Genomic DNA, 19553 nt, shown 5'->3' on the forward strand with positions numbered 1-19553 from the left:
AGCGACCGCAGCGTGGCCGCGCTGATCGCCCGACCGCACCTGGACCGGGAGCGGGCCGCTCTCCGCCAGGCGTTCCTCCAGGTCCCGGAGCGGTCGCGGAGCGCCCGGCCCGCACGGCCCCACCGCAGCTGGGTGACCACGGCGTGGATGTCGGTGCTGACCGTCGGGGTGGTGCTGCTCGCGCTCGCGCAGTTCGGTGTGCTGCAAGCCCTGGTGGCCAACCAGGGGATCGCGAAGCTGTGGCCCGCCGTGGCGAGCGTGCTGGCCACGGCCGCCGGGGCGGTCGGGCCCGCGATCCTCGCGGAGGAGTACAAGATCCGGCGGCAGCCGCGAGCACGGGAGCGAACCGCCGATGAGTGACCTGGACCGGCAGCTCGCCGTCGCCCGCGCGGCGGGGCGCAAGGCCGGGCACGCGATCCGCTCCCAGTTCGGCCGGCGCGACGTCGTGCGCTTCAAGGGCAACAACGACGTCCAGCTCCGGGCGGACCTGGTCGCGCAGCGCATCGTCCTCGACGAACTGGCGCACGGGTTCCCGTCGTACGGCCGGGTCACCGAGGAGGAGCCGGGCGGCGCCTGGCCTGCGGCCGAGCACGTCTGGGTCGTCGACCCGATCGACGGCAGCAACAACTTCGGCTACGGGATCGCGCACTTCTCGACGGCGATCTCCCTGGTCCACGGCCGGGACGTCGTGCTCACGTCCATCTTCGACCCGATCGGCGGCCGGGACTTCAGCGCCACGGCCGCACACGGGTTCGTGCCGTCGGTCCGCGTGGCGACGGACTTCTCCCGCGCCACCGTCTCGGTGGTCACGAACTACTCGGCCGACGGCCAGGCGTGGACCGAGCAGGTGACGAAGACCCTCGCCTCCACGTGCAAGCGGGTGGTGAACCTGTGGGCGCCGTCGCTGGACCTCGCGCTGCTGGCGAACGGGTCGATCGACGCGGTCCTGTGCCACCGCGGCAGCGTGCTCGACACCTGTGGAGGGGTGTTCCTGGTCGAATCGGCGGGCGGCGTGGTGCTGGACCTCCACGGCGGACCGCTGGCTGTGGACTTCGACCGGTTCGGCGACCCGATCTCCTTCGTGGCCGCCCGGTCCGCGGACGTCGCCACCCAACTGCTCCCGCTGCTCCCGTCCTAGAAGGCCAGTCGCGCGTCGCAGTAGGAGTGGTCGCCCAGGGTGGGCACCACGCGGGTGTCGAGGAGCCGGAACGCGCCGGAGTGCAGGATGTGGTCCTGCTGAACGCCCTTCGGGGTCGTCGGCACGTCCCGGAACGCGGTGGAGTACCCGCCCTCGCCCACGACGCCACCCAGCAGGTCCTCGACGGACGGGTGGTTCAGGTCGACGGCCAGGAGCACCGGCGCCGCCGCGGCGGTGGCCAGCAGGTCACGGCCGAACGCCTCCCACATCGGGGCGAAGCGCGCCTCCGTCGGCGACGCGCCGAAGTGGTGCAGCGGGAAGCAGTGCGCGTTCACGACGGTCACCGGCCGCCCCGCGATCACCACGGTCGCCTTGAGGTAACCCTTGTCGTAGATGGACCAGTCCTCACCGGACGGACCGACCGCGCTCAGTCCGGGGTTGGCGAACCGGACGTGGGTGAGGTCCGCGACGGGGTACCGGGACAGGACCCCCAGCGACAGGCGCGCGTCGTCGGCGAGGTGGGAGGGGCTGATCGGCACGGCGACGGAGTGCGGGTACCCGGCCCTCGCCGCGAGGTCGGCCGTCTGCCCGAGACCCAGGTCGTACTCGTGGGCCTCCTGCACGCACACGACGTCCGGGGAGAACCGCCGGAGCACACCGGCGTGGTGGTCCAGGTCGGGAACGCCGTGGCGCTGGTGCGACGCGCCGGTGACGCCCCCGCCGACGTTCCACGTGGCGAAGGTGACCTCGACCGCCATCCCGGTCAGGCCCAGAGGTGGCCGTCGAGGCGTTCCGAGGCCTCGTCCAGGGTGCCGGAGTACGCCCCCGTGGACAGGTACTTCCAGCCCGCGTCGGCCACGATGAACACCACGTCGGCCGGTTCGCCCGTGCCCGCCGCCTTCTCGGCGACGGCGAGCGCCGCGTGCAGGATGGCGCCGGTCGAGATGCCCGCGAAGATGCCCTCGGTCTCCAGCAGCTGGCGGGTGCGGCGCAGGGCGTCGTACGAGCCGACCGAGTACCGGCCGGTCAGCACGGACGCGTCGTACAGCTCGGGCACGAAGCCCTCTTCGAGGTTGCGCAGGCCGTAGACGAGTTCGCCGTAGCGGGGTTCGGCCGCGACGACCTGCACGTCCGGCTTGTGCTCGCGGAGGTACCGGCCGACGCCGACGAGCGTGCCCGTCGTGCCCAGGCCCGCCACGAAGTGCGTGATGGTCGGCAGGTCGCGCAGGATCTCCGGGCCGGTGCCGTTGTAGTGCGCGAGCGCGTTCGCCGGGTTGCCGTACTGGTAGAGCATCACCCAGTCCGGGTTCTGCTTCGCCAGTTCCTTCGCGGTCGCCACGGCCTGGTTCGAGCCGCCCGCGGCGGGCGAGTAGACGATCCTGGCACCGTACGCGGCGAGGAGCTGCTTGCGCTCCGTCGACGTGTTCTCCGGCATCACGCAGACCAGGCCGTAGCCCTTGAGCTTGGCGGCCATGGCCAGCGAGATCCCGGTGTTGCCCGAGGTCGGCTCCAGGATCGTGCAGCCCGGCGTGAGCTGCCCGTCGCGCTCCGCCGCCTCGATCATGGCCAGCGCGGGGCGGTCCTTGATCGAGCCGGTCGGGTTGCGGTCCTCCAGCTTCGCCCAGACGCGGACGTTCTCCGACGGCGACAGCCGGGGAAGACCGATCAGCGGGGTGTCGCCGAGGGCGTCGAGCAGCGAGTCGTACCGGGCCACGGGTGGTCAGCCCCCCGCGACGGCCGGGAGGATCGTCACGTTGTCGCCGTCCTTGACGGCCGCGTCGAGCCCACCGGAGAAGCGGACGTCCTCGTCGTTGACGTAGACGTTCACGAAGCGGTGCAGCGTGCCCTCCTTGACCAGGCGCGACTTCAGCCCGCCGTGGTTGGCCTCCAGGTCGTCGATGACCTGCGCGAGCGTCGTGCCCGCTGCCTCGACGGACTTCTGACCACCGGTGTGGGTGCGCAGGATGGTGGGGATGGAAACGGTGATGGCCATGCGAGAACCTCCGAGAGAGGACGGGACTGCGAACGAGCGCGGGACGGCGCTCAGGAGCCGTCGGGGGTGTCGTCTACACCGGTGTGGGCGAACATGTACGACTCGACGACCTGCACCGGCTCCTCGGTCACGACGCCGTCGACGATCCGGTAGGAGCGCAGCTCGTGCTCGTCCGGGTCCGCGGTGCCGATCAGCACGTAGTGCGCGTCCGGCTCCTGGGCGTAGGAGATGTCGGTGCGCGACGGGTACGGCTCGGTGGCCGTGTGCGAGTGGTACACGACCACCGGCACCTCGTCGTTGCGCTCCATCTCCCGGTGCACCTTGAGCTGCTCGGTCGCGTCGAAGCGGTAGAAGGTCGGCGAGCGCTCGGCGTTCAGCATGGGGACGAACCGCTCGGGGCGGTCCGATCCCTCGGGCCCCGCGATCTGCCCGCATGCCTCATCCGGGTGGTCGCGACGGGCGTGCGCCACCATCGCGTCCACCAGGTCACGGCGAATCACCAACACACGTCCATCCTACGTGGTGGGGGAAGGTGTCCCGCGTTGTGAGAACGCGCACCTACACCGGGGCGAACAGGTCCGGTGCGGCCGTGCAGAGCTGGTTCAGGTCCACCGGGGACGTCACGCCGTCCACACCCGTGGCGAGGACGAACACCGTCGCCCCTCCCCGGTGGCCCGCGCGGACCAGGCCGTCGTGGGCGGAGACGGCGATCCGGCGGCACTCGGCCTTGCTCAGGACGGCGTCCGTGGCGATCACGCCCACGCCCGCCAGGGCGAACCCGCCGATGGTGTGCTCGCCGACGGTCACCGGCGGCCCGCACTCCACCGGCGCCGTGCACGCGGCGTACCCGTCGTCCGAAGTCGACGGGGCACCGCCGGGCACCGCGGCGGCGGGCACGAGCGGCACGACCTGGTGCGGCTCGGACCCGACCGGGAGGCCGTGGTTCCGCTCGGCGAGCCACCGCACGACGCCGTCCACGGCGGCCAGCCCCCTCGGGCCGCCGGACGGCACGCACACGCCGTGCACCCGCCGCACGAGGTTCGGCGGGTCGAGCAGGTCCAGTTCCCGCGTGCCGAGCGGCGCGCCGCGGGTGTCGACGCCCGCCGCCGCGCCCCAGGGCGCCAGCACGACGGTCACGCCGCCGGAGCGGCCGACGAACAGGCCGCCGATCACGCCATGACGGCTTCGACGAGCGTCTCCTGCACCCAGGTCAACCAGTGGTAGACGCCGAGGTGCGGTGAGCGCGGGTCGTCCGGGGGCAGTTCCTCCGGCATCTCGTCGTTCACGTCCAGGGCCGTGCCCAGGGCGAGCCGCACGTCGTTCAGCGACGCCAGCCACGCCTCGGCCTGCTCGGGCCGCAACCGGACCTCGCCGCCGTCGGGCGGGCAGGTGTCCAGCACTACACCCGCGACCCCGGTCTTGAGGTCCAGCAGCTCCGGCTCGTGCAGCGAGCGCAGCGCGGCGGCCGAGTCGAGGTCACCGGGGTCGGGCGCGTCCGGGTCGAGGCGGTGGAAGTCGGGCAGCAGCCTGCCCAGGATCGGGTCGTCCGGCGCTGTCGACGGACCTGTTCGGATGCCCGTCAGCTCGGACAGCTCGTCCTGCGGCGCTTCCTCGGCACGTGCCATCAGCATGTCCTGGATCTGGCTGACCAGTCCGCGCACGACGGCCGCCTCCTGGCGGTCGAAACGGCCGACAACGATGTCGCCGTCGCGGCTCCACTTCTTCACGACGCGCGCTGCATGGTCGCCCAGAGGCCCGCGGCGTGCAGCTTCTTCACGTCGACCTCGACCTTGTCCTTGGTCCCCGAGGACACGATCGCCCGGCCCTTGTGGTGCACGTCCAACATCAACTTGGTCGCCTGGTCCCTGCTGTAGCCGAACAGCTTCTGGAACACGTACGTCACGTAGGACATCAGGTTCACCGGGTCGTTCCAGACCACCGCCTGCCATGGCCTGTCCTCGGCGCGGACCTCCACGCCTTCCGGTTGCACCTGCGTCCGTTCATGCTCGACGGGCGTGGTCATACCGCCAATGGTGTCATGGCCCACGCTCCGGTGGCGCCCCGAGGGGCGACTAACCGTGGCGCACTCCATAGAGCCATCCGCTGCGCAGCGGAGCAGGACCCGCTTAGGCTCTCGAACCATGTCGACCGCGCTGCTCACCGACCACTACGAGCTGACGATGCTGGCCGCCGCGCTGCGCGACGGCGCGGCGGACCGGCCCTGCGTCTTCGAGGTGTTCGCCCGAAGGCTCCCCGAGGGCAGGCGCTACGGCGTGGTCGCCGGGACGGGCCGCCTGCTGGACGCGATCCGGGACTTCCGCTTCGGCGAGGCCGAGCTGACCCAGCTCGCCGAGGCGAACGTCGTGGACGAGCGGACGCTGGCGTGGCTCGCCGACTACCGGTTCACCGGCGAGGTCGACGGCTACCCCGAGGGCGAGCTGTACTTCCCCGGCTCGCCGCTGCTGTCCGTGCGGGCCTCGTTCGCCGAGGGCGTCGTGCTGGAGACCCTCGCCCTGTCGGTCCTGAACCACGACAGCGCCATCGCCTCGGCCGCGGCGCGCATGGTCGGCGCCGCGAACGGCCGCCGGATGATCGAGATGGGTTCCCGGCGCACGCACGAGGAAGCCGCCGTGTCGTCCGCGCGGGCCGCGTACCTGGCCGGGTTCACGGCCACGTCGAACCTGGAGGCCGGGCGCCGCCACGGCATCCCGACGGCGGGCACGTGCGCGCACGCCTTCACGCTGTTGCACGACACGGAGGAGGAGGCGTTCCGCAGCCAGGTCGAGGCGCTCGGCGCCGACACCACGCTGCTGGTCGACACCTACGACATCACCAACGGCATCGCCCTCGCGGTGAAGGTCGCGGGCGCCGAGCTGGGCGCGGTGCGGATCGACTCCGGCGACCTCGGCGTGCTGGCCCGCCAGGCCCGTGAGCAGCTGGACTCCCTGGGCGCGAAGAACACCCGGATCGTCGTGTCGGGCGACCTGGACGAGTACTCGATCGCCGCGCTGCGGGCCGAGCCGGTCGACTCCTACGGCGTCGGCACGTCGCTGGTCACCGGGTCCGGTGCCCCGACGGCGGGCATGGTCTACAAGCTGGTCGAGGTCGACGGCCGCCCGGTCGCGAAGCGCAGCTCGCACAAGGAGTCGCGCGGCGGTCGCAAGGGCGCGCTGCGCAGGCACAAGGAGACCGGGACCGCCCTGGAGGAGGTCGTGTTCCCGTTCGGCGAGCAGCCGGAGACCGGCGAGCACGACCGGCTGCTCCAGGTCCCCCTGTTGCGCGATGGACAACCGACCGACCAGGTGCCCACGCTGGCCCAGAGCCGCGAACTGCTGCGGGCGGCGCTCGTCACCGTTCCGTGGGAGGGCTTGAAGCTGTCCCGCGGCGAGCCCGCCATCCCGACGACGTTTCTGTAGAGGAGAGCTCCGGTGACCAAGGCGCTGATCGTCGTGGACGTGCAGAACGACTTCTGCGAGGGCGGGTCGTTGGCGGTGGCCGGTGGCGCGGCCGTCGCGGCGGCGGTGTCCGCGCACATCGCGGAGGGCGACTACGACCACGTCGTCGCGACCAGGGACTACCACGTCGACCCCGGCGGCCACTTCAGCGAGACGCCCGACTTCGTCGACTCGTGGCCGGTGCACTGCGTCGCGGGCACGCCGGGTGCGTCGTTCCACCCGGAACTGGACGTCACGGCCGTGCAGGCGGTGTTCTCCAAGGGCGCGTACGAGGCCGCCTACTCCGGTTTCGAGGGCAGCAGCGGCGGCGGCGAGCAGCTCGTGGACTGGCTGCGGGAGCGGGGCGTGGAGCAGGTCGACGTCGTCGGCATCGCGACGGACCACTGCGTGCGGGCGACCGCGATCGACGCCGCGCGGGCCGGGTTCGCGACGACCGTGCTGCTGGACCTGACCGCCGGCGTCTCGGCGGCCACCGTGGACGGTGCGCTGGGGAGGTTGCGGGACGCGGGGGTCGTCCTGCGCGGCGACCCCCGCGTCGGCTGAGCTACGGCGTCGGCGAACAGGCCGCCGCGCCGAGGACGATCTCACCGGTCACGCCCGACTCGGGCGTGAAGCGGAAGTGCACGGCGTTGATGGCGATGCCGCCGTCGTTCGGCTCGGGCAGCACGACCTCGCTGAAGGTCACGTTCGCGAGCACGACGCCGTCGGACCTCTTGACCCGGTGCACGTGGTTCGTCGGGATCTGGGCGGGCAGGTCGGTGAAGCCGGAGAGGCCACCCAGCTGCCAGCCCGCGTCCGTGCCCGACTCCTTGCCGACGCACACGGCCTTCCAGGACCCGATCTTCAGCCTGGGACCGCCCTCGGAGACCAGCGCGGACAGCTCGAACGCCTGCCCGTTGGCCTCGGACGTCGACTCGGTGGTGTCGTCCGTGACCACCCTGGTCGTGCACGACGTCGTGCCGCCGCCGAACTTGACGCCGGGCTGGTCGGTCACGGCCTGCGCGGAGTTCGACGTCGGACCGTCCACGGAGCACGGCGCCTGGGGCGGCACCGAGGCCTTCCTGCCCGCCTTGCTGAACTCGACGAAGCCCAGCGAGGCGGCTCCGGCGGGGTTGGCGGCCAGCGCGGGCGCGGCCGACGCGACGAGTCCGGCGACGATCCCGAACGCCACCACTCCCGCACGGCGTGCGGTGGTGCTGTTCATCTGGTGTTCCCCTTCCACAGTTCCCCCGAAAGCCGTTCAGGTCCGCTGAGTGCCGAACACCGGCGGCTCCACCCCTCGTCGAATGATTGATCGGGGATGGGTCTACCGCTAACAGCTCGGCACCCCATGTCACTCGTTGGGGGAACTGCTGTACCCGACCGAGTTCACCGCGCGCTGGTTGTCACGGCAGTTGCCGGAATCCTCACCCGCTGACGGCCAACTGGTCGCGCCAGCGGATCGGCCTGGTGACAGGGGCCAGCCCCAGCAGCCGCTCCAGCGCGGCCCGCACGCGCCCGGCCGCGAGCCCGTCGCCGAACGGGTTGCGGCCCAGCGGGAGCCGCAGCCGCGAGCCGAGCACCCAGCCCGCCTCGGCCATGATGCGGGTCGGGTCGGTGCCGACGACCCACGCGCTGCCCGCGTCCACCGCCGCCGTGCGCTCGGTCGAGTCGCGCAGCACCAGCACGGGCACGCCGAACGACGGCGCCTCCTCCTGGATGCCGCCGGAGTCGGTCAGCACGAGCGAGGCGCGGGCCAGGGCTCGGACCAGGTCGGAGTAGTCCAGCGGTTCGGTGATCACGATCCGGCGGTGGCCGTCGAGGACCTCGCGGACCTGGGCGCGCACCACGGGGTTCGGGTGCGCGGGCAGCAGGACGACGACGTCGGGGTGCCGGTCGGCGATGGCGCGCACGGCCGTGAGCACGCGGTGCAGCGGCGCGCCCCAGGACTCCCGGCGGTGCGCCGTGACCAGCACCATCCTGCCGCCGGTCACGTCCAGCTCCCGCTCCAGCGCCGCCAGGTCGGGGTCCCTGGCGGGCAGGCCCGCCGCGGCGACCCTCACCACGGCGTCCACGACGGTGTTGCCGGTGACCACGATGTCGCTGCCCGGCGGGTGCTCCGCGCTCAGCGCGCTGGCCGCCTCGTCCGTCGGCGCGAGGTGCAGCGAGGCGATCCGGGAGATCATCTGCCGGGTCCCCTCCTCGGGGAACGGCCCGGCCAGGTCACCCGTTCGCAGCCCCGCTTCCAGGTGCGCCACGGGGATCCCGCGCCAGAACGCGGCGAGCGCGCCCGCCAGCGTGGTCGACGTGTCGCCCTGCACCACGACGGCGGCGGGGGCGCGTTCGGCCAGCACCCGGTCGAACTCCGGCAGCAGGCCCGCGACCAGCTCGGCCTCGCCGCCGCACCGCGGCACGTCCAGCACCACGTCCGCCACGAGCCCGAACGCGTCGAGGGCCTGGTCGACCATCTCGCTGTGCTGTCCGCTGTGGACGATCGTCGGCCTGAGCACCGCGTGGCCCGCCAGCGCGAGCGCGACGGGGGCGATCTTCACCGCCTCCGGCCTCGTACCGGCCAGCAGCAGGATTTCCTTGGTCACCGTTCTCCTCTCGGGGGGTGCGGACGGTCCGGCGGGGGCGGGCCGGACCGTCCGCTGGCTACCGGGTGCGGCGCGACGCGCGTTCGGGCGCTCCTGGGCCGATCGGGTCGTGGACGTGCCTCCTCGCGGCGGGGCGGTGCTCTCCACAACTCGTGCGGCTGGCAACTCACCATCGGCGGACACCCCGTCGGATTAAGGGTTACTGCCCGTAAGGAGTGACGGCGTGTACCCACTTCGCCCAGCAGGGGCCACCCAAAGTCGATGACCTGGCCGTGAAGGAGGTTTCTCATCACCCGATCCGGGGGTAATGACCAGCGCAAACCTGACCGATGGCCCTTCAGGTGACTCTTTCGGGCGTTTCCCGGTCGGCTCGGCACCGGACGCCCTCGGGTGGCCGGGCTGGGACGACGCCGGGCACGTCCCAACCCGAAAGTGGAATCGACGCGATCGGGATCTACCCGCGCAGAAGGCTCGACATTCCTGTGCGACCAGCAACCCGATCTGGGCAGAGCGTCACTGTCACCCCCGCCCCCGTGCCCTAGACCCGCCTCACCACGTGCAGCAGGTACTCCTTGCTGTCCAGCGGGTTGCCGTCGGTCCGCTGCCTGCGCGGCGGCACGCCCACCACCGGCCGGTGGCTGTCGAAGCGGCTGACGAGCACACCGGACCCGTGGCTCAGGCCCGGCAGCACCCGCGTGAACTCCTGGACGGTGCGCAGCGGGATGGTGCCGTCCACGAGGCAGGTCGGGTCCGCCGCGGTGACGGTGTCCGGCACCGCGCCGTGGGCCGCGAGGGCGGCCAGGACGGGCCCGGCGGTGTCGGCCGGCACCTCCAGGTCGAAGCGGGCGACGGGTTCGAGCACCGTGGTCCCGGCCCGGCGCAGGGCTTCCACCAGCACCAACGGCGTCAGGTTGCGGAAGTCGGCCGCGACCGACACCGGGCTGGAGTAGGCGGCGTGGGTGAGGGTCACGCGGACGTCGTGGACCGCCCAGCCGCGCAGACCCTGGTCGAGCGTCGCCAGGACCGTGTCCTCGATGGCCTTGTGGAACGCCAGCGGGAGGCAGCCCAGTTCGACCTCCATCCCGTACGAACGCCCCGCACCCGGCTCCACGCGGAGGCCGATGGTGGCGACGAAGGGGTTGTCCGGCCCCATCTCCGCCAGCGACTCACCCGTGCCGACCGGGTGTTCCACGCACACGACGCTGGTGGGGGCGAAGTCCACCGGGATGCCGTACTCGTCGGCGAGCGTGGCCGCGATGACCTCCTTCTGGACCTCGCCGTACAGCGACACGACGATGTCCGCCCCCTTGCGGACGTTGATGAACGGGTCCTGTTCGGACAACCGCTCCAGCGCCTCGTACAGGCCGGGTGACGGCGAGCTGACCACGGTCTCCAGGGTCGGCGGGGCGAAGAGGCCGTGGTCGGTGAAGGCGTGCGGGGCGCCCAACTGGTCCCCGATGCGGATGCCGCGCAGGCCCCGGACCTTCGCGATGTCACCGGAGGACGCCGCACCGTCCCGGCACCGGGCACCGCGGTCGAACACCGAGACCCCGGTCGTGCGGCCGGTGGACCGGGTGTCGCCGCGGTAGTGGTCGACCCGGGTGCGCGGCGCGAGCGTGCCGGAGTGCAGGCGCACGTAGGCGGTGCCGTCGCGGTCGATCTTGAACACGGTCGCGCGCAGACCGTCCGAAGGGGAGTTGAGCGGGAAGTACCGCGTGATGCCGTCGACCAGTTCCGGCACCCCGGCCCCGGTCACGGCCGAGCCGAAGAACACCGGGTGCAGACGACCGGTGGTGGCCTGCCTGGCCAGCTCGGCCCGGCAGTCGTCGTAGGTGAGGGTGGTGTCGAGGTACCGCGCCAGGAACGTGTCGTCGTGCTCGGCCAGGTCGGCGGCGAACCCGCGCGGCACCGGGGAGGCGTCCGCGCTCCCGATGGCGGACACGGTGCTCAGCGGGACGATCCCCGACGCCAGCGCGCGCAGGTCGGGCACCAGGTACCGCGCGCCGCGGCGGTCGATCTTGTTCACGAACACCAGCACGGGCATCCCGAGCCTGACGAGGGTGCGCATGAGGAGTCGGGTGTGGGCCTGGACGCCCTCCACCGCCGAGACGACGAGGACCACGCCGTCGAGCACGGCGAGGGCCCGTTCCACCTCGGAGATGAAGTCCGGGTGGCCGGGGGTGTCGATCAGGTTGACCTTGACGTCGTCGACGGTGAAGCTCACGACCGCCGAGCGGATCGTGATGCCCCGTCGACGTTCCAGGTCGTCGGTGTCGGTCTGGGTGTCGCCGCGGTCGACGCTGCCCACGTGGTCGATGACCCCCGTGGCGTGCAGCAGCCGTTCGGTCAGGCTGGTCTTCCCGGCGTCAACATGGGCGAGGATCCCGATGTTCACGGTCTTCATGACGTGCGTGTCCCCTGTGTTCGGTCGTCACGTGCGGAACCGGCGCAACACAGGTCTTTCGGGACATGCCGTCTCTCCCAGAATCGGCGACCAAAACTCGAAGGTAGCAACGACCGCAACCGAATAACCGGCCCCCGACGAGCGTGAGGTTCGCAACTTGTCGATGCGGACGGGGCTCCGAGCCCCAACCCCCGGTTAACCTGCCTTGACGTTGCCGCGACCACACCGGGAGGTCTCCGTGTCCGTGCTAGCCATTCCCCGCCGTGCGGTACTGGCCGACTTCGTGCCCGGCTCCATCGCCCGAGACGTGGCGCTGGTCATCGGGGGCGCCGTGCTGACCGGTGCGGCCGCCCAGATCGCCTTCCCGGTGCCGGGCAGCCCGGTACCGATCACCGGCCAGACCTTCGCCGCGCTGCTGGTGGGAGCCTCGCTGGGCTGGCGACGCGGAGCGACGTCCATGCTCCTCTACCTGATCGCGGGCGCGGCAGGCGTCCCCTGGTTCCAGGGTGGAGCATCGGGCGCCCCGGCCTCCCTCGGCTACGTCGTCGGCTTCGTCTTCGCAGGAGCCCTGGTGGGCACCCTGGCAGGCCGCGGAGGAGACCGAACCCCGCTGCGCACGGTGGGCACCATGATCCTCGGCAACCTGGTCATCTACGCCTTCGGCGTCCCGTGGCTCATGGCGGCGGTGGACATCAACCTCAGCAGGGCACTGGCGGTGGGCGTGATCCCGTTCCTGCTGGGCGACGCCCTCAAGGTGGCCGCGGCAGCAGGCCTGCTCCCAGCAGCCTGGGCACTCGTCCGCCGCACCAAGTAGCCACCACGACAAAGACCCAACACAGGCCAACAAAGACCCAGCAAGGGCAACGCAGGGCCTTCCCTGAACCAAGGCCGAGTTTGCTCGGGGGATTTGCCCCTTGCCCTGGTGGATCGGGCAGGTGGTCACCACCTGCCCTTGAGCCCGGTCAAAGGGGCAGATCGAGGGGTCCCCGAGTCACATCGGCCACCCCGCTGGGACCGGCAGCACCCGGATCCCACGGACCGGCAGCAGCCCGATCCACGGACCAGCACCCCGATCCGACGAACCGGCAGGCACCCGTTCAGACAGACCGGCAGCACCCCGATCCACCGCAACCAGCGGCCACCGGGTCCCCCGAACCAGCAACCACCGGGTCCCCCGGAACCAGCACCCCCCGAACCCCACCAACCGCAAAACCGTCACCCCCTCCGGGTACCTTCTCCGGTGTGCCCGCCAAGACCGCGATCCCCGACACCCGAGCCCTGCTAGCCACCGCCGTCACCTCGGTAGGCGGGGCCGAACGCCAGGGCCAGGTCGAGATGGCCGAGGCGGTGGACCACTCCATCCGCACCGGCGAGCACCTCGCCGTGCAGGCGGGCACCGGCACCGGGAAGTCCTTGGCCTACCTGGTCCCCTCCCTCCGCCACGCCGTGGCCGAGGAGGCGACGGTCGTGATCTCCACGGCCACGATCGCGCTCCAGCGCCAACTGGTGGACCGCGACCTCCCCCGCCTCTCGAAGGCGCTCAAGAAGGAACTGGGCCGCGAACCCAACTTCGCCATCCTCAAGGGTCGCCGCAACTACCTGTGCATGCACCGCCTGCACTCCGGCGCCCCGGAGGAGCCGGACGACGGCGCCCTCTTCGACCCGTTCGCGGTCTCCCGCCTCGGCCGCGAGGTGAAGCGCCTCCACGAGTGGTCCTCGGAGACCGAGACGGGCGACCGCGACGAGCTGGTCCCCGGCGTCACGGAGCAGGCGTGGAAGCAGGTCTCCGTCACCGCGCGGGAGTGCCTGGGCGTGGCGAAGTGCCCCATCGGCGTCGACTGCTTCGCCGAACGCGCCCGCGCCGAGGCGGGCAAGGCCGACGTGGTGGTGACCAACCACGCGATGCTCGCGATCGACGCCATCGAGGGTTTCCAGGTCCTCCCGGAGCACGACGTGGTCGTGATCGACGAGGCGCACGACCTGGTGGACCGGGTCACGTCCGTGGCCACCGAGGAGCTGAGCGCGGCGGCCATCGCGTCAGCGGCGCGCCGGTGCGGCAGGCTGATCGACCAGAGCGTCGCCGACCGGATGGTCGAGGCCAGTGAGGGCCTGGCGATGCTGCTGGAGGACCTGCCGGTCGGGCGCATGGACGAGCTGCCGCGCGCGCTGGCGGGCACCCTCGCGGCGGTGCGGGACGCCTCGCACGCGTGCATCTCCTCGCTCGGCCCGGAGCGCAAGGAGGACGTCGAGGGCGCGACCAACCGCAAGCTGGCGCTGTCGCTGCTGGAGGAGGTCCACGACGGGGCCGTGCGGATCCTCGACGCGTTCGACGACGAGCGCGACGTCGTCTGGGTGTCCGGCGACTTCGCCGACCGGGGCCGTGCGCCGACCCTCCGCGTCGCCCCGTTGGGCGTGGGCGGCCTGCTGCGCGAGAAGCTGTTCGGCAAGCGCACCACCGTGTTGACGTCGGCGACGCTGACGCTGGGCGGCACGTTCGACACGCTCGCCCGCCAGTGGGGTCTCCCGGCGTCCTCCCAGAACCGCAGGGCCGAGGGCACCGCGACCGAGAAGGAACCGCCGTCCGACTCGGCCCCCATCCGCTGGACCGGCTTGGACGTGGGTTCCCCGTTCCAGCACGGCAGCAGCGGGATCCTGTACGTGGCGCGGCACCTCCCGCCTCCCGGCCGCGACGGCCTGCCACCGTCCTACGTGGACGAGATCGAAGGTCTGGTCAACGCGGCGGGCGGGCGCACCCTGGGCCTGTTCTCGTCGATGCGCGCGGCCAAGGCCGCCGCGGAGGCGTTGCGGGACAAGGTGGAGTACACCGTGTTCTGCCAGGGCGACGACGCCACCGGGCAGCTGGTGAAGAAGTTCGCCGAGGACCCGAGGAGCTGCCTGTTCGGCACGCTGTCGCTGTGGCAGGGCGTGGACGTGCCCGGCCCCTCGCTGCAACTCGTGGTCATGGACCGGATCCCGTTCCCCCGCCCCGACGATCCGCTGGCGTCGGCCAGGCAGAAGGCCGTGTCCGAGCGCGGCGGCAACGGGTTCCTGACGGTCGCGGCGACGCACGCCGCGCTCCTGCTGGCGCAGGGCGCCGGGCGGCTGCTGCGGTCGATGAACGACAAGGGGGTCGTGGCGATCCTCGACCCGAGGCTCGCGACCGCCCGCTACGGCGGGTTCCTGCGGGCGTCGCTCCCGCCGTACTGGACCACGTACGACCCCGAGGTCGTGCGGGCGGCGCTGAAGCGCCTGGACGCGGCCGTGGAAGCCGGGAAGTAGCGAGGAGCGTCGGCTAACCGTCCACGAGCAGGCCGCGCAGCGGCCCCTGCAACCGCTCGGCCCGCCGGGAGACACCGGGCAGCTCGGTCAGCCTGCCGTCACCCTCCATCGTGGGCCGCCAGATCCGGTCGACCACCTCGGCCGGGTTGCCGTCGATCTCGTTCACCGGACGTTGCAGGTGCTCCGACCAGAGCCTCAGCCTGGTCTCCCGCGCGACCGCCGGGTCGTCGGTGACGACGTTGACCTCGGTGTCGTTGAACAGCGAGTGCTCGTTGAGGTTGGCCGAACCGACGGTGAGCCAGCGGTCGTCGACGATCCCCAGCTTGGCGTGCACGTACACCTGCGCGCTGTGCTGACCGTCGTGCGTGTGGATGGTCGACGCGACGAGCCTGCGCCCGCCGTCGTCGGCGTCCAGGAGCCGCCCGAGCTGCCCCCTGGTGGTGTCGGACCCGTTGCTGGGCTTGCGCGGCAGGACCAGCACCACGCGGTAGTCGTCGTTCGGCGGGTTCTTCAGCTTGTCGATCAGGACCTCGGCGATCTCCGGTGACCAGAGGAACTGGTTCTCCAGGTACACCAGGTGCTCCGAGCTGCGCAGGGCGCGCAGGTAGGAGTCGAGGATGGTGAACTCGCCGCGCGGGGAGAAGTCGTAGTTGCGCTCCGGCACCGTGCGCGTCACCTGCACCGACGACGTTCCGACGGGAGCGGGGACCGCGGGCTTCGGCAGCGGTTGGCCCGCCACCTCGGTCCAGCGGCTGCGGAAGTGCTCGGCCACGTCCGCCACCGCGGGCCCCTCGATCCGCGAGCTGAGGTCGTGCCAGCAGATGGGGCGTTCGGCCGGGTGCTCGTGGCTGTCGTGGCGGTCGCCCTCCAGCGCGGTGAAGTCGATGCCGCCCACGAACGCGACCTCGTCGTCCACGACCACGATCTTCTCGTGGTGGCAGTGCATCGTCCGCTCGCGGGCGTCGAGCACGCACTGGACCGCGCTGTTCTCCGTGAAGCGCTTCTGGTTGCGCAGCACGCGCTTGCGGGTCGGCTCGAACATCGGCACCGGCGGACCGGCCCACAGCAGCAGCCGCACCGGAACCCGGTCGGCCACGGTGGTGAGCAGTTCGCCGAACGTCGGCTCGCCCGGTTCGCGGCTCAACCGGAAGTCGGGTTCCGCGCACCACGAGGCGATGTGGACGTGCGACCGGGCCCCCTCGATCGCCGAAGCGATCATCGGGAGGGCTTCCGATCCGTCGACGAGCACCCGGATCCGGTTGCCGTGGCGGACCGGCGAACGGGGTGAGAACCACCCCGTCACGCCGTCACCGAGCACCTCGCCCCAGCCGAGCTTCGTCAGACGCCGATCGTGGTGAGCGCACAGCACGCTCTCCAGTCGGTCTCCCAGGCGGTCGTCCAGCGTGTCGAATAGGCCCACAGGCCGTCTTTACCCCAATTCGGACGCTTCCCAAACATCCGGTCGCTCCTCCGGCCACTCGGCGACGACCGTCGTGGTGCCCGGCTCGACCTCGGTGAACCCCGCGTCCCGCACGGCCACCGCGCCCGCGTCCAGCAGCGCCCGCCACCTCTCGACCGACGGCGTGCGCACGGCGGTGCGGAAGTCGTTCGCCGCCCACGACTTCAGCCGCTCCTCCGACAGCGTCGGCGCGAGCAGCATCGTGCCGTGGCCGACCTGCGCCGCGGCCTTGCCCGCCGTCATCGGCACCTTCGGGTTCAGCCACAGCACCGGCACGTCCTCCGGCACCGGACCCGGCTCGTCCTCCGGCAGTTCGCTGCCGGAGATCTGCAACCGGGTCAGCTCCTTCGGCGCCTCCACGACCAGGCCGGGCACCAGCGCCCGCGCCTCGGCCCCGTTCACCGAGATCGTCACGCCGGGGAGCGCCTGGACGGCCTCCCAGTGCGCGCCGCGGGCCCGGCGCGACACCTTGCGGATGCGACCGCGCACCCAGCTCACGACCTCGTCGTGCCACTCCCCGTCCGGTTCGGCGCGGGGGTCGAGGCAGACGGCGATGGCCGCCGCGGCGGCGGCCTCCAGTACCGCGGTCCTGGTCGGCGGCTCGGCCCGTTCGATGCGCAGCACCACGGGCATCGCGCGCACCAGCGCGGGGTCTTCCTCGTCCGTCGAGTAGCCGCGGCCGACGAGCAGGTCCAGCACCTCGTTCACGGCCGGACCAGCTCCAGGCCGTCGGCCGCGTCGGCGGCCTCGACCTCGCCCCTGGTCACGCCGAGCACGAACAGCACGGCGTCCAGGAACGGGTGGGACAGGGCGGTGTCGGCGACCTCGCGCAGCGCGGGCTTGGCGTTGAACGCCACCCCGAGACCGGCGGTGCCGAGCATGTCGATGTCGTTGGCGCCGTCGCCGACCGCGACGCACTGCGCCAGCGGCACGCCCGCCTCGGCGGCGAACCGGCGCAGCGCCACGGCCTTGCCCGCCCGGTCGACCACGTCGCCGACCACGCGACCGGTCAGCTCGCCATCGACGACCTCCAGCTCGTTGGCCGCGCAGAAGTCCAGCGACAGCTCCTCGACCAGGCCCCGGATGACCCTGGTGAAACCGCCGGACACGACGCCGCAGCGGAAGCCGAGCCGCTTGAGCGTGCGGATGGTGGTGCGGGCGCCCGCCGTCAGCTCCAGGTTCGCGCCGACCTCGTCCAGCACCTCCTCCGGCAGCCCCTCCAGCAGGGCGACGCGGCGGCGCAGCGACTCGGTGAAGTCCAGTTCGCCGCGCATGGCGGCCTCGGTGATGTCGCGGACCTTGTCCTCGCACCCGACGTGCGCGGCCAGCATCTCGATGACCTCGCCCTGGATGAGCGTGGAGTCGACGTCGAACACGACCAGCCGCTTCGCCCGCCGGGCCAGGCCCGCGCGTTCCACGGCCACGTCCAGGCCGACCCGCACGGACACGTCGGCCAGCGCCGAACGCAGCTGCGCGTCGCTGTCCTCGGTGTCCTCGGCGACCGAGACCCGCAGTTCGAGACCCGTCACCGGGTAGTCGGCCACGCCGCGGATCGCGTCGATGTTCACACCGAGCGACGCGAGCCTGCGCGCGACCTCGGTGAACGCCCGCGCGGTCACCGGGCGGCCGAGCACGATCAGCACGTGGCTGGACTCCAGCCGCGCGGTCCGCTTCGAGTCCGCGCCCAGCTCGATCTCCACGTGCATGGACACCGTCGCCATCGCCTGCTCGACGGCCTCCTGGAGACCCTCGGGGTCGTGGTCGGCCTCGACGAGCACCCCCAGCACCAGCCGACCTCGGATGACGACCTGCTCGACGTCGAGCACGTCGACGCCGTGGCGCGTCAGCACCGCGAACAGCACCGACGACACCCCCGGTTTGTCCGGTCCGGTGACCGTGATCAGCACTGGCGTGGCCTTGGCCATGTTCACTGAACTCCTCCGGAATGCGAAGAGCCCCGACAGCCATGGCGGCTGTCGGGGCTCAACGTTGAACCTGCGCTCAGGTTACTTGTGGTCGGGTTCGGCAGCGCCGGAAGCCGTACCGGATTCCACGACGTGCGTGGCCATCTCGGAGAGGGCCGGGGTGGCCTCCTCGTGCGGGATGGTCTTGCCGGTGAACGTCACGTGCGCCTCGTTGTGGATGCGCTCGATCATGTGCGGGTAGTGCAGCTCGAACGCCGGGCGCTCGGAGCGGATCCGGGGCAGCTCGGTGAAGTTGTGCCGCGGCGGCGGGCACGACGTGGCCCACTCCAGCGAGTTGCCGAAGCCCCACGGGTCGTCCACCGTCACGACCTCGCCGTACCGGTAGCTCTTGAAGACGTTCCAGATGAACGGCAGCGTCGAGGCTCCGAGGATGTACGCGCCGATCGTGGAGATCGTGTTCAGCGTGGTGAAGCCGTCGCTGGCCAGGTAGTCGGCGTACCGGCGCGGCATGCCCTCGTTGCCCAGCCAGTGCTGGACGAGGAACGTGCCGTGGAAGCCGAGGAACGTGGTCCAGAAGTGCAGCTTGCCGAGGCCCTCGTCGAGGTAGCGGCCGGTGATCTTCGGGAACCAGAAGTAGATGCCGGCGAAGGTCGCGAACGCGATCGTGCCGTACAGCACGTAGTGGAAGTGCGCGACCACGAAGTAGGTGTCCGACACGTGGAAGTCGATGGCGGGCGCGGCCAGCAGGATGCCGGTCAGACCGCCGAACAGGAACGTGACCAGGAAGCCGACGCTGAACAGCATCGGTGTCTCGAAGGTCAGTTGCCCCTTCCACATGGTGCCGATCCAGTTGAAGAACTTCACCCCGGTCGGGACCGCGATGAGGAACGTCATGAAGGAGAAGAACGGCAGCAGCACCGCACCGGTCGCGTACATGTGGTGCGCCCACACCGCCACGGACAGGGCCGCGATGCCCAGGGTCGCGTAGACCAGGCCGCGGTAGCCGAACAGCGGCTTACGGCTGAACACCGGGAAGATCTCGGAGACGATGCCGAAGAACGGCAGCGCGACGATGTAGACCTCGGGGTGGCCGAAGAACCAGAACAGGTGCTGCCACAGGATGACGCCGCCGTTGGCGGGGTCGAACACGTGGGCGCCGAGGTGTCGGTCGGCCAGCAGGCCGAACAGCGCGGCGGTGAGCACCGGGAACGCGATGAGCACGAGGATCGCCGTCACGAAGATGTTCCACGTGAAGATCGGCATCCGGAACATCGTCATGCCGGGGGCGCGCATGCAGACGATCGTGGTGATGAAGTTGACACCA

Annotated in this window: 20 protein-coding genes; 6 read left to right on the plus strand and 14 right to left on the minus strand. The window is 71.5% G+C overall.

Features of this window, described 5'->3' with window-relative positions; genetic code table 11:
• Both VFZ92_RS24780 and VFZ92_RS24785 read left to right on the plus strand, forming a co-directional pair.
• Positions 1-360, plus strand: a 360-nt coding sequence (locus VFZ92_RS24780; protein ID WP_330878419.1) for a hypothetical protein, incomplete at its 5' end; no start/stop codon positions are given.
• Positions 353-1138 carry an inositol monophosphatase gene (locus tag VFZ92_RS24785; protein ID WP_330878420.1) on the plus strand — a complete coding sequence of 262 codons (786 nt, stop codon included), beginning with the start codon at positions 353-355 and terminating at the stop codon, positions 1136-1138. The genes VFZ92_RS24780 and VFZ92_RS24785, both read left to right, overlap by 8 nt.
• On the opposite strand, the gene VFZ92_RS24790 is transcribed toward VFZ92_RS24785, so the two are convergent.
• The 7 genes from VFZ92_RS24790 to clpS are packed head-to-tail and all read right to left on the minus strand — an operon-like array spanning position 1135 to position 5154.
• A complete protein-coding gene (locus VFZ92_RS24790) occupies positions 1135-1896 on the minus strand; it encodes an endonuclease/exonuclease/phosphatase family protein (protein ID WP_330878421.1) in 762 nt (253 codons plus the stop codon). The genes VFZ92_RS24785 and VFZ92_RS24790 overlap by 4 nt on opposite strands.
• A 5-nt stretch (positions 1897-1901) precedes the next feature.
• Positions 1902-2852 carry a cysteine synthase gene (locus VFZ92_RS24795; RefSeq protein ID WP_330878422.1) on the minus strand — a complete coding sequence of 317 codons (951 nt, stop codon included), beginning with the start codon at positions 2850-2852 and terminating at the stop codon, positions 1902-1904.
• Between the two features lie 6 nt (positions 2853-2858).
• Entirely contained in the window at positions 2859-3131 is a 273-nt protein-coding gene (locus VFZ92_RS24800) for a MoaD/ThiS family protein (protein WP_259621555.1), read from the minus strand.
• Between the two features lie 50 nt (positions 3132-3181).
• Positions 3182-3637 carry a M67 family metallopeptidase gene (locus tag VFZ92_RS24805; protein WP_330878423.1) on the minus strand — a complete coding sequence of 152 codons (456 nt, stop codon included), beginning with the start codon at positions 3635-3637 and terminating at the stop codon, positions 3182-3184.
• A 52-nt stretch (positions 3638-3689) separates the two neighbouring features.
• Positions 3690-4304 (minus strand): P1 family peptidase, encoded by a 615-nt coding sequence (locus VFZ92_RS24810; RefSeq protein ID WP_330878424.1) that lies wholly within the window; start codon positions 4302-4304, stop codon positions 3690-3692.
• Positions 4301-4858 (minus strand): DUF2017 domain-containing protein, encoded by a 558-nt coding sequence (locus VFZ92_RS24815; protein ID WP_330878425.1) that lies wholly within the window; start codon positions 4856-4858, stop codon positions 4301-4303. Before VFZ92_RS24815 ends, VFZ92_RS24810 begins: the two co-directional genes overlap by 4 nt.
• On the minus strand, positions 4855-5154 hold the full coding sequence (gene clpS, locus VFZ92_RS24820; RefSeq protein WP_330878426.1) for an ATP-dependent Clp protease adapter ClpS: 300 nt from the start codon (positions 5152-5154) through the stop codon (positions 4855-4857). The genes VFZ92_RS24815 and clpS overlap by 4 nt, the downstream gene beginning before the upstream one ends.
• 67 nt (positions 5155-5221) lie before the next feature.
• On the opposite strand from clpS, the gene VFZ92_RS24825 reads away from it, so the two are divergent.
• Positions 5222-6547, plus strand: a complete 1326-nt coding sequence (locus tag VFZ92_RS24825) for a nicotinate phosphoribosyltransferase (protein WP_330878435.1) — start codon at positions 5222-5224, stop codon at positions 6545-6547.
• Positions 6548-6559: 12 nt separating this feature from the next.
• Positions 6560-7129, plus strand: coding sequence for an isochorismatase family protein (locus VFZ92_RS24830; protein ID WP_330878427.1), 570 nt, complete (start codon positions 6560-6562; stop codon positions 7127-7129).
• Between the two features lies 1 nt (position 7130).
• On the opposite strand, the gene VFZ92_RS24835 is transcribed toward VFZ92_RS24830, so the two are convergent.
• The 3 genes from VFZ92_RS24835 to VFZ92_RS24845 form a co-directional block, all read right to left on the minus strand.
• Positions 7131-7790 (minus strand): hypothetical protein, encoded by a 660-nt coding sequence (locus VFZ92_RS24835; RefSeq protein WP_330878428.1) that lies wholly within the window; start codon positions 7788-7790, stop codon positions 7131-7133.
• Positions 7791-7992: 202 nt separating this feature from the next.
• A complete protein-coding gene (gene wecB, locus VFZ92_RS24840; protein WP_330878429.1) occupies positions 7993-9162 on the minus strand; it encodes a non-hydrolyzing UDP-N-acetylglucosamine 2-epimerase in 1170 nt (389 codons plus the stop codon).
• 538 nt (positions 9163-9700) lie between these two features.
• Entirely contained in the window at positions 9701-11566 is a 1866-nt protein-coding gene (locus VFZ92_RS24845) for a translation factor GTPase family protein (RefSeq protein WP_330878430.1), read from the minus strand.
• A 238-nt stretch (positions 11567-11804) separates the two neighbouring features.
• Here VFZ92_RS24845 and VFZ92_RS24850 point away from each other — a divergent pair, with 238 nt between their 5' ends.
• Together VFZ92_RS24850 and VFZ92_RS24855 are read left to right on the plus strand one after the other, a co-directional pair.
• Positions 11805-12380, plus strand: coding sequence for a biotin transporter BioY (locus VFZ92_RS24850; RefSeq protein WP_330878431.1), 576 nt, complete (start codon positions 11805-11807; stop codon positions 12378-12380).
• 428 nt (positions 12381-12808) lie between these two features.
• The gene (locus VFZ92_RS24855) at positions 12809-14845 is read left to right on the plus strand and encodes an ATP-dependent DNA helicase (RefSeq protein WP_414719997.1); all 2037 of its coding nucleotides are present in this window, start codon (positions 12809-12811) and stop codon (positions 14843-14845) included.
• 13 nt (positions 14846-14858) lie between these two features.
• On the opposite strand, the gene VFZ92_RS24860 is transcribed toward VFZ92_RS24855, so the two are convergent.
• From VFZ92_RS24860 to VFZ92_RS24875, 4 genes are all read right to left on the minus strand, one after another.
• Positions 14859-16265: a phospholipase D family protein gene (locus VFZ92_RS24860; RefSeq protein ID WP_330878432.1), complete on the minus strand. Its 1407-nt coding sequence runs from the start codon at positions 16263-16265 to the stop codon at positions 14859-14861.
• A 9-nt stretch (positions 16266-16274) separates the two neighbouring features.
• A complete protein-coding gene (locus VFZ92_RS24865) occupies positions 16275-17012 on the minus strand; it encodes a peptidyl-tRNA hydrolase (protein WP_414719999.1) in 738 nt (245 codons plus the stop codon).
• Positions 17009-18229, minus strand: coding sequence for a phosphoserine phosphatase SerB (serB, locus tag VFZ92_RS24870; protein ID WP_330878433.1), 1221 nt, complete (start codon positions 18227-18229; stop codon positions 17009-17011). The genes VFZ92_RS24865 and serB overlap by 4 nt, the downstream gene beginning before the upstream one ends.
• 81 nt (positions 18230-18310) lie before the next feature.
• On the minus strand, positions 18311-19553 hold a 1243-nt coding region (locus tag VFZ92_RS24875; protein WP_330878434.1), incomplete at its 5' end, for a cytochrome c oxidase subunit I.

The sequence above is a fragment of the Umezawaea sp. genome (assembly GCF_036375055.1).
Classification (GTDB): domain Bacteria; phylum Actinomycetota; class Actinomycetes; order Mycobacteriales; family Pseudonocardiaceae; genus Umezawaea.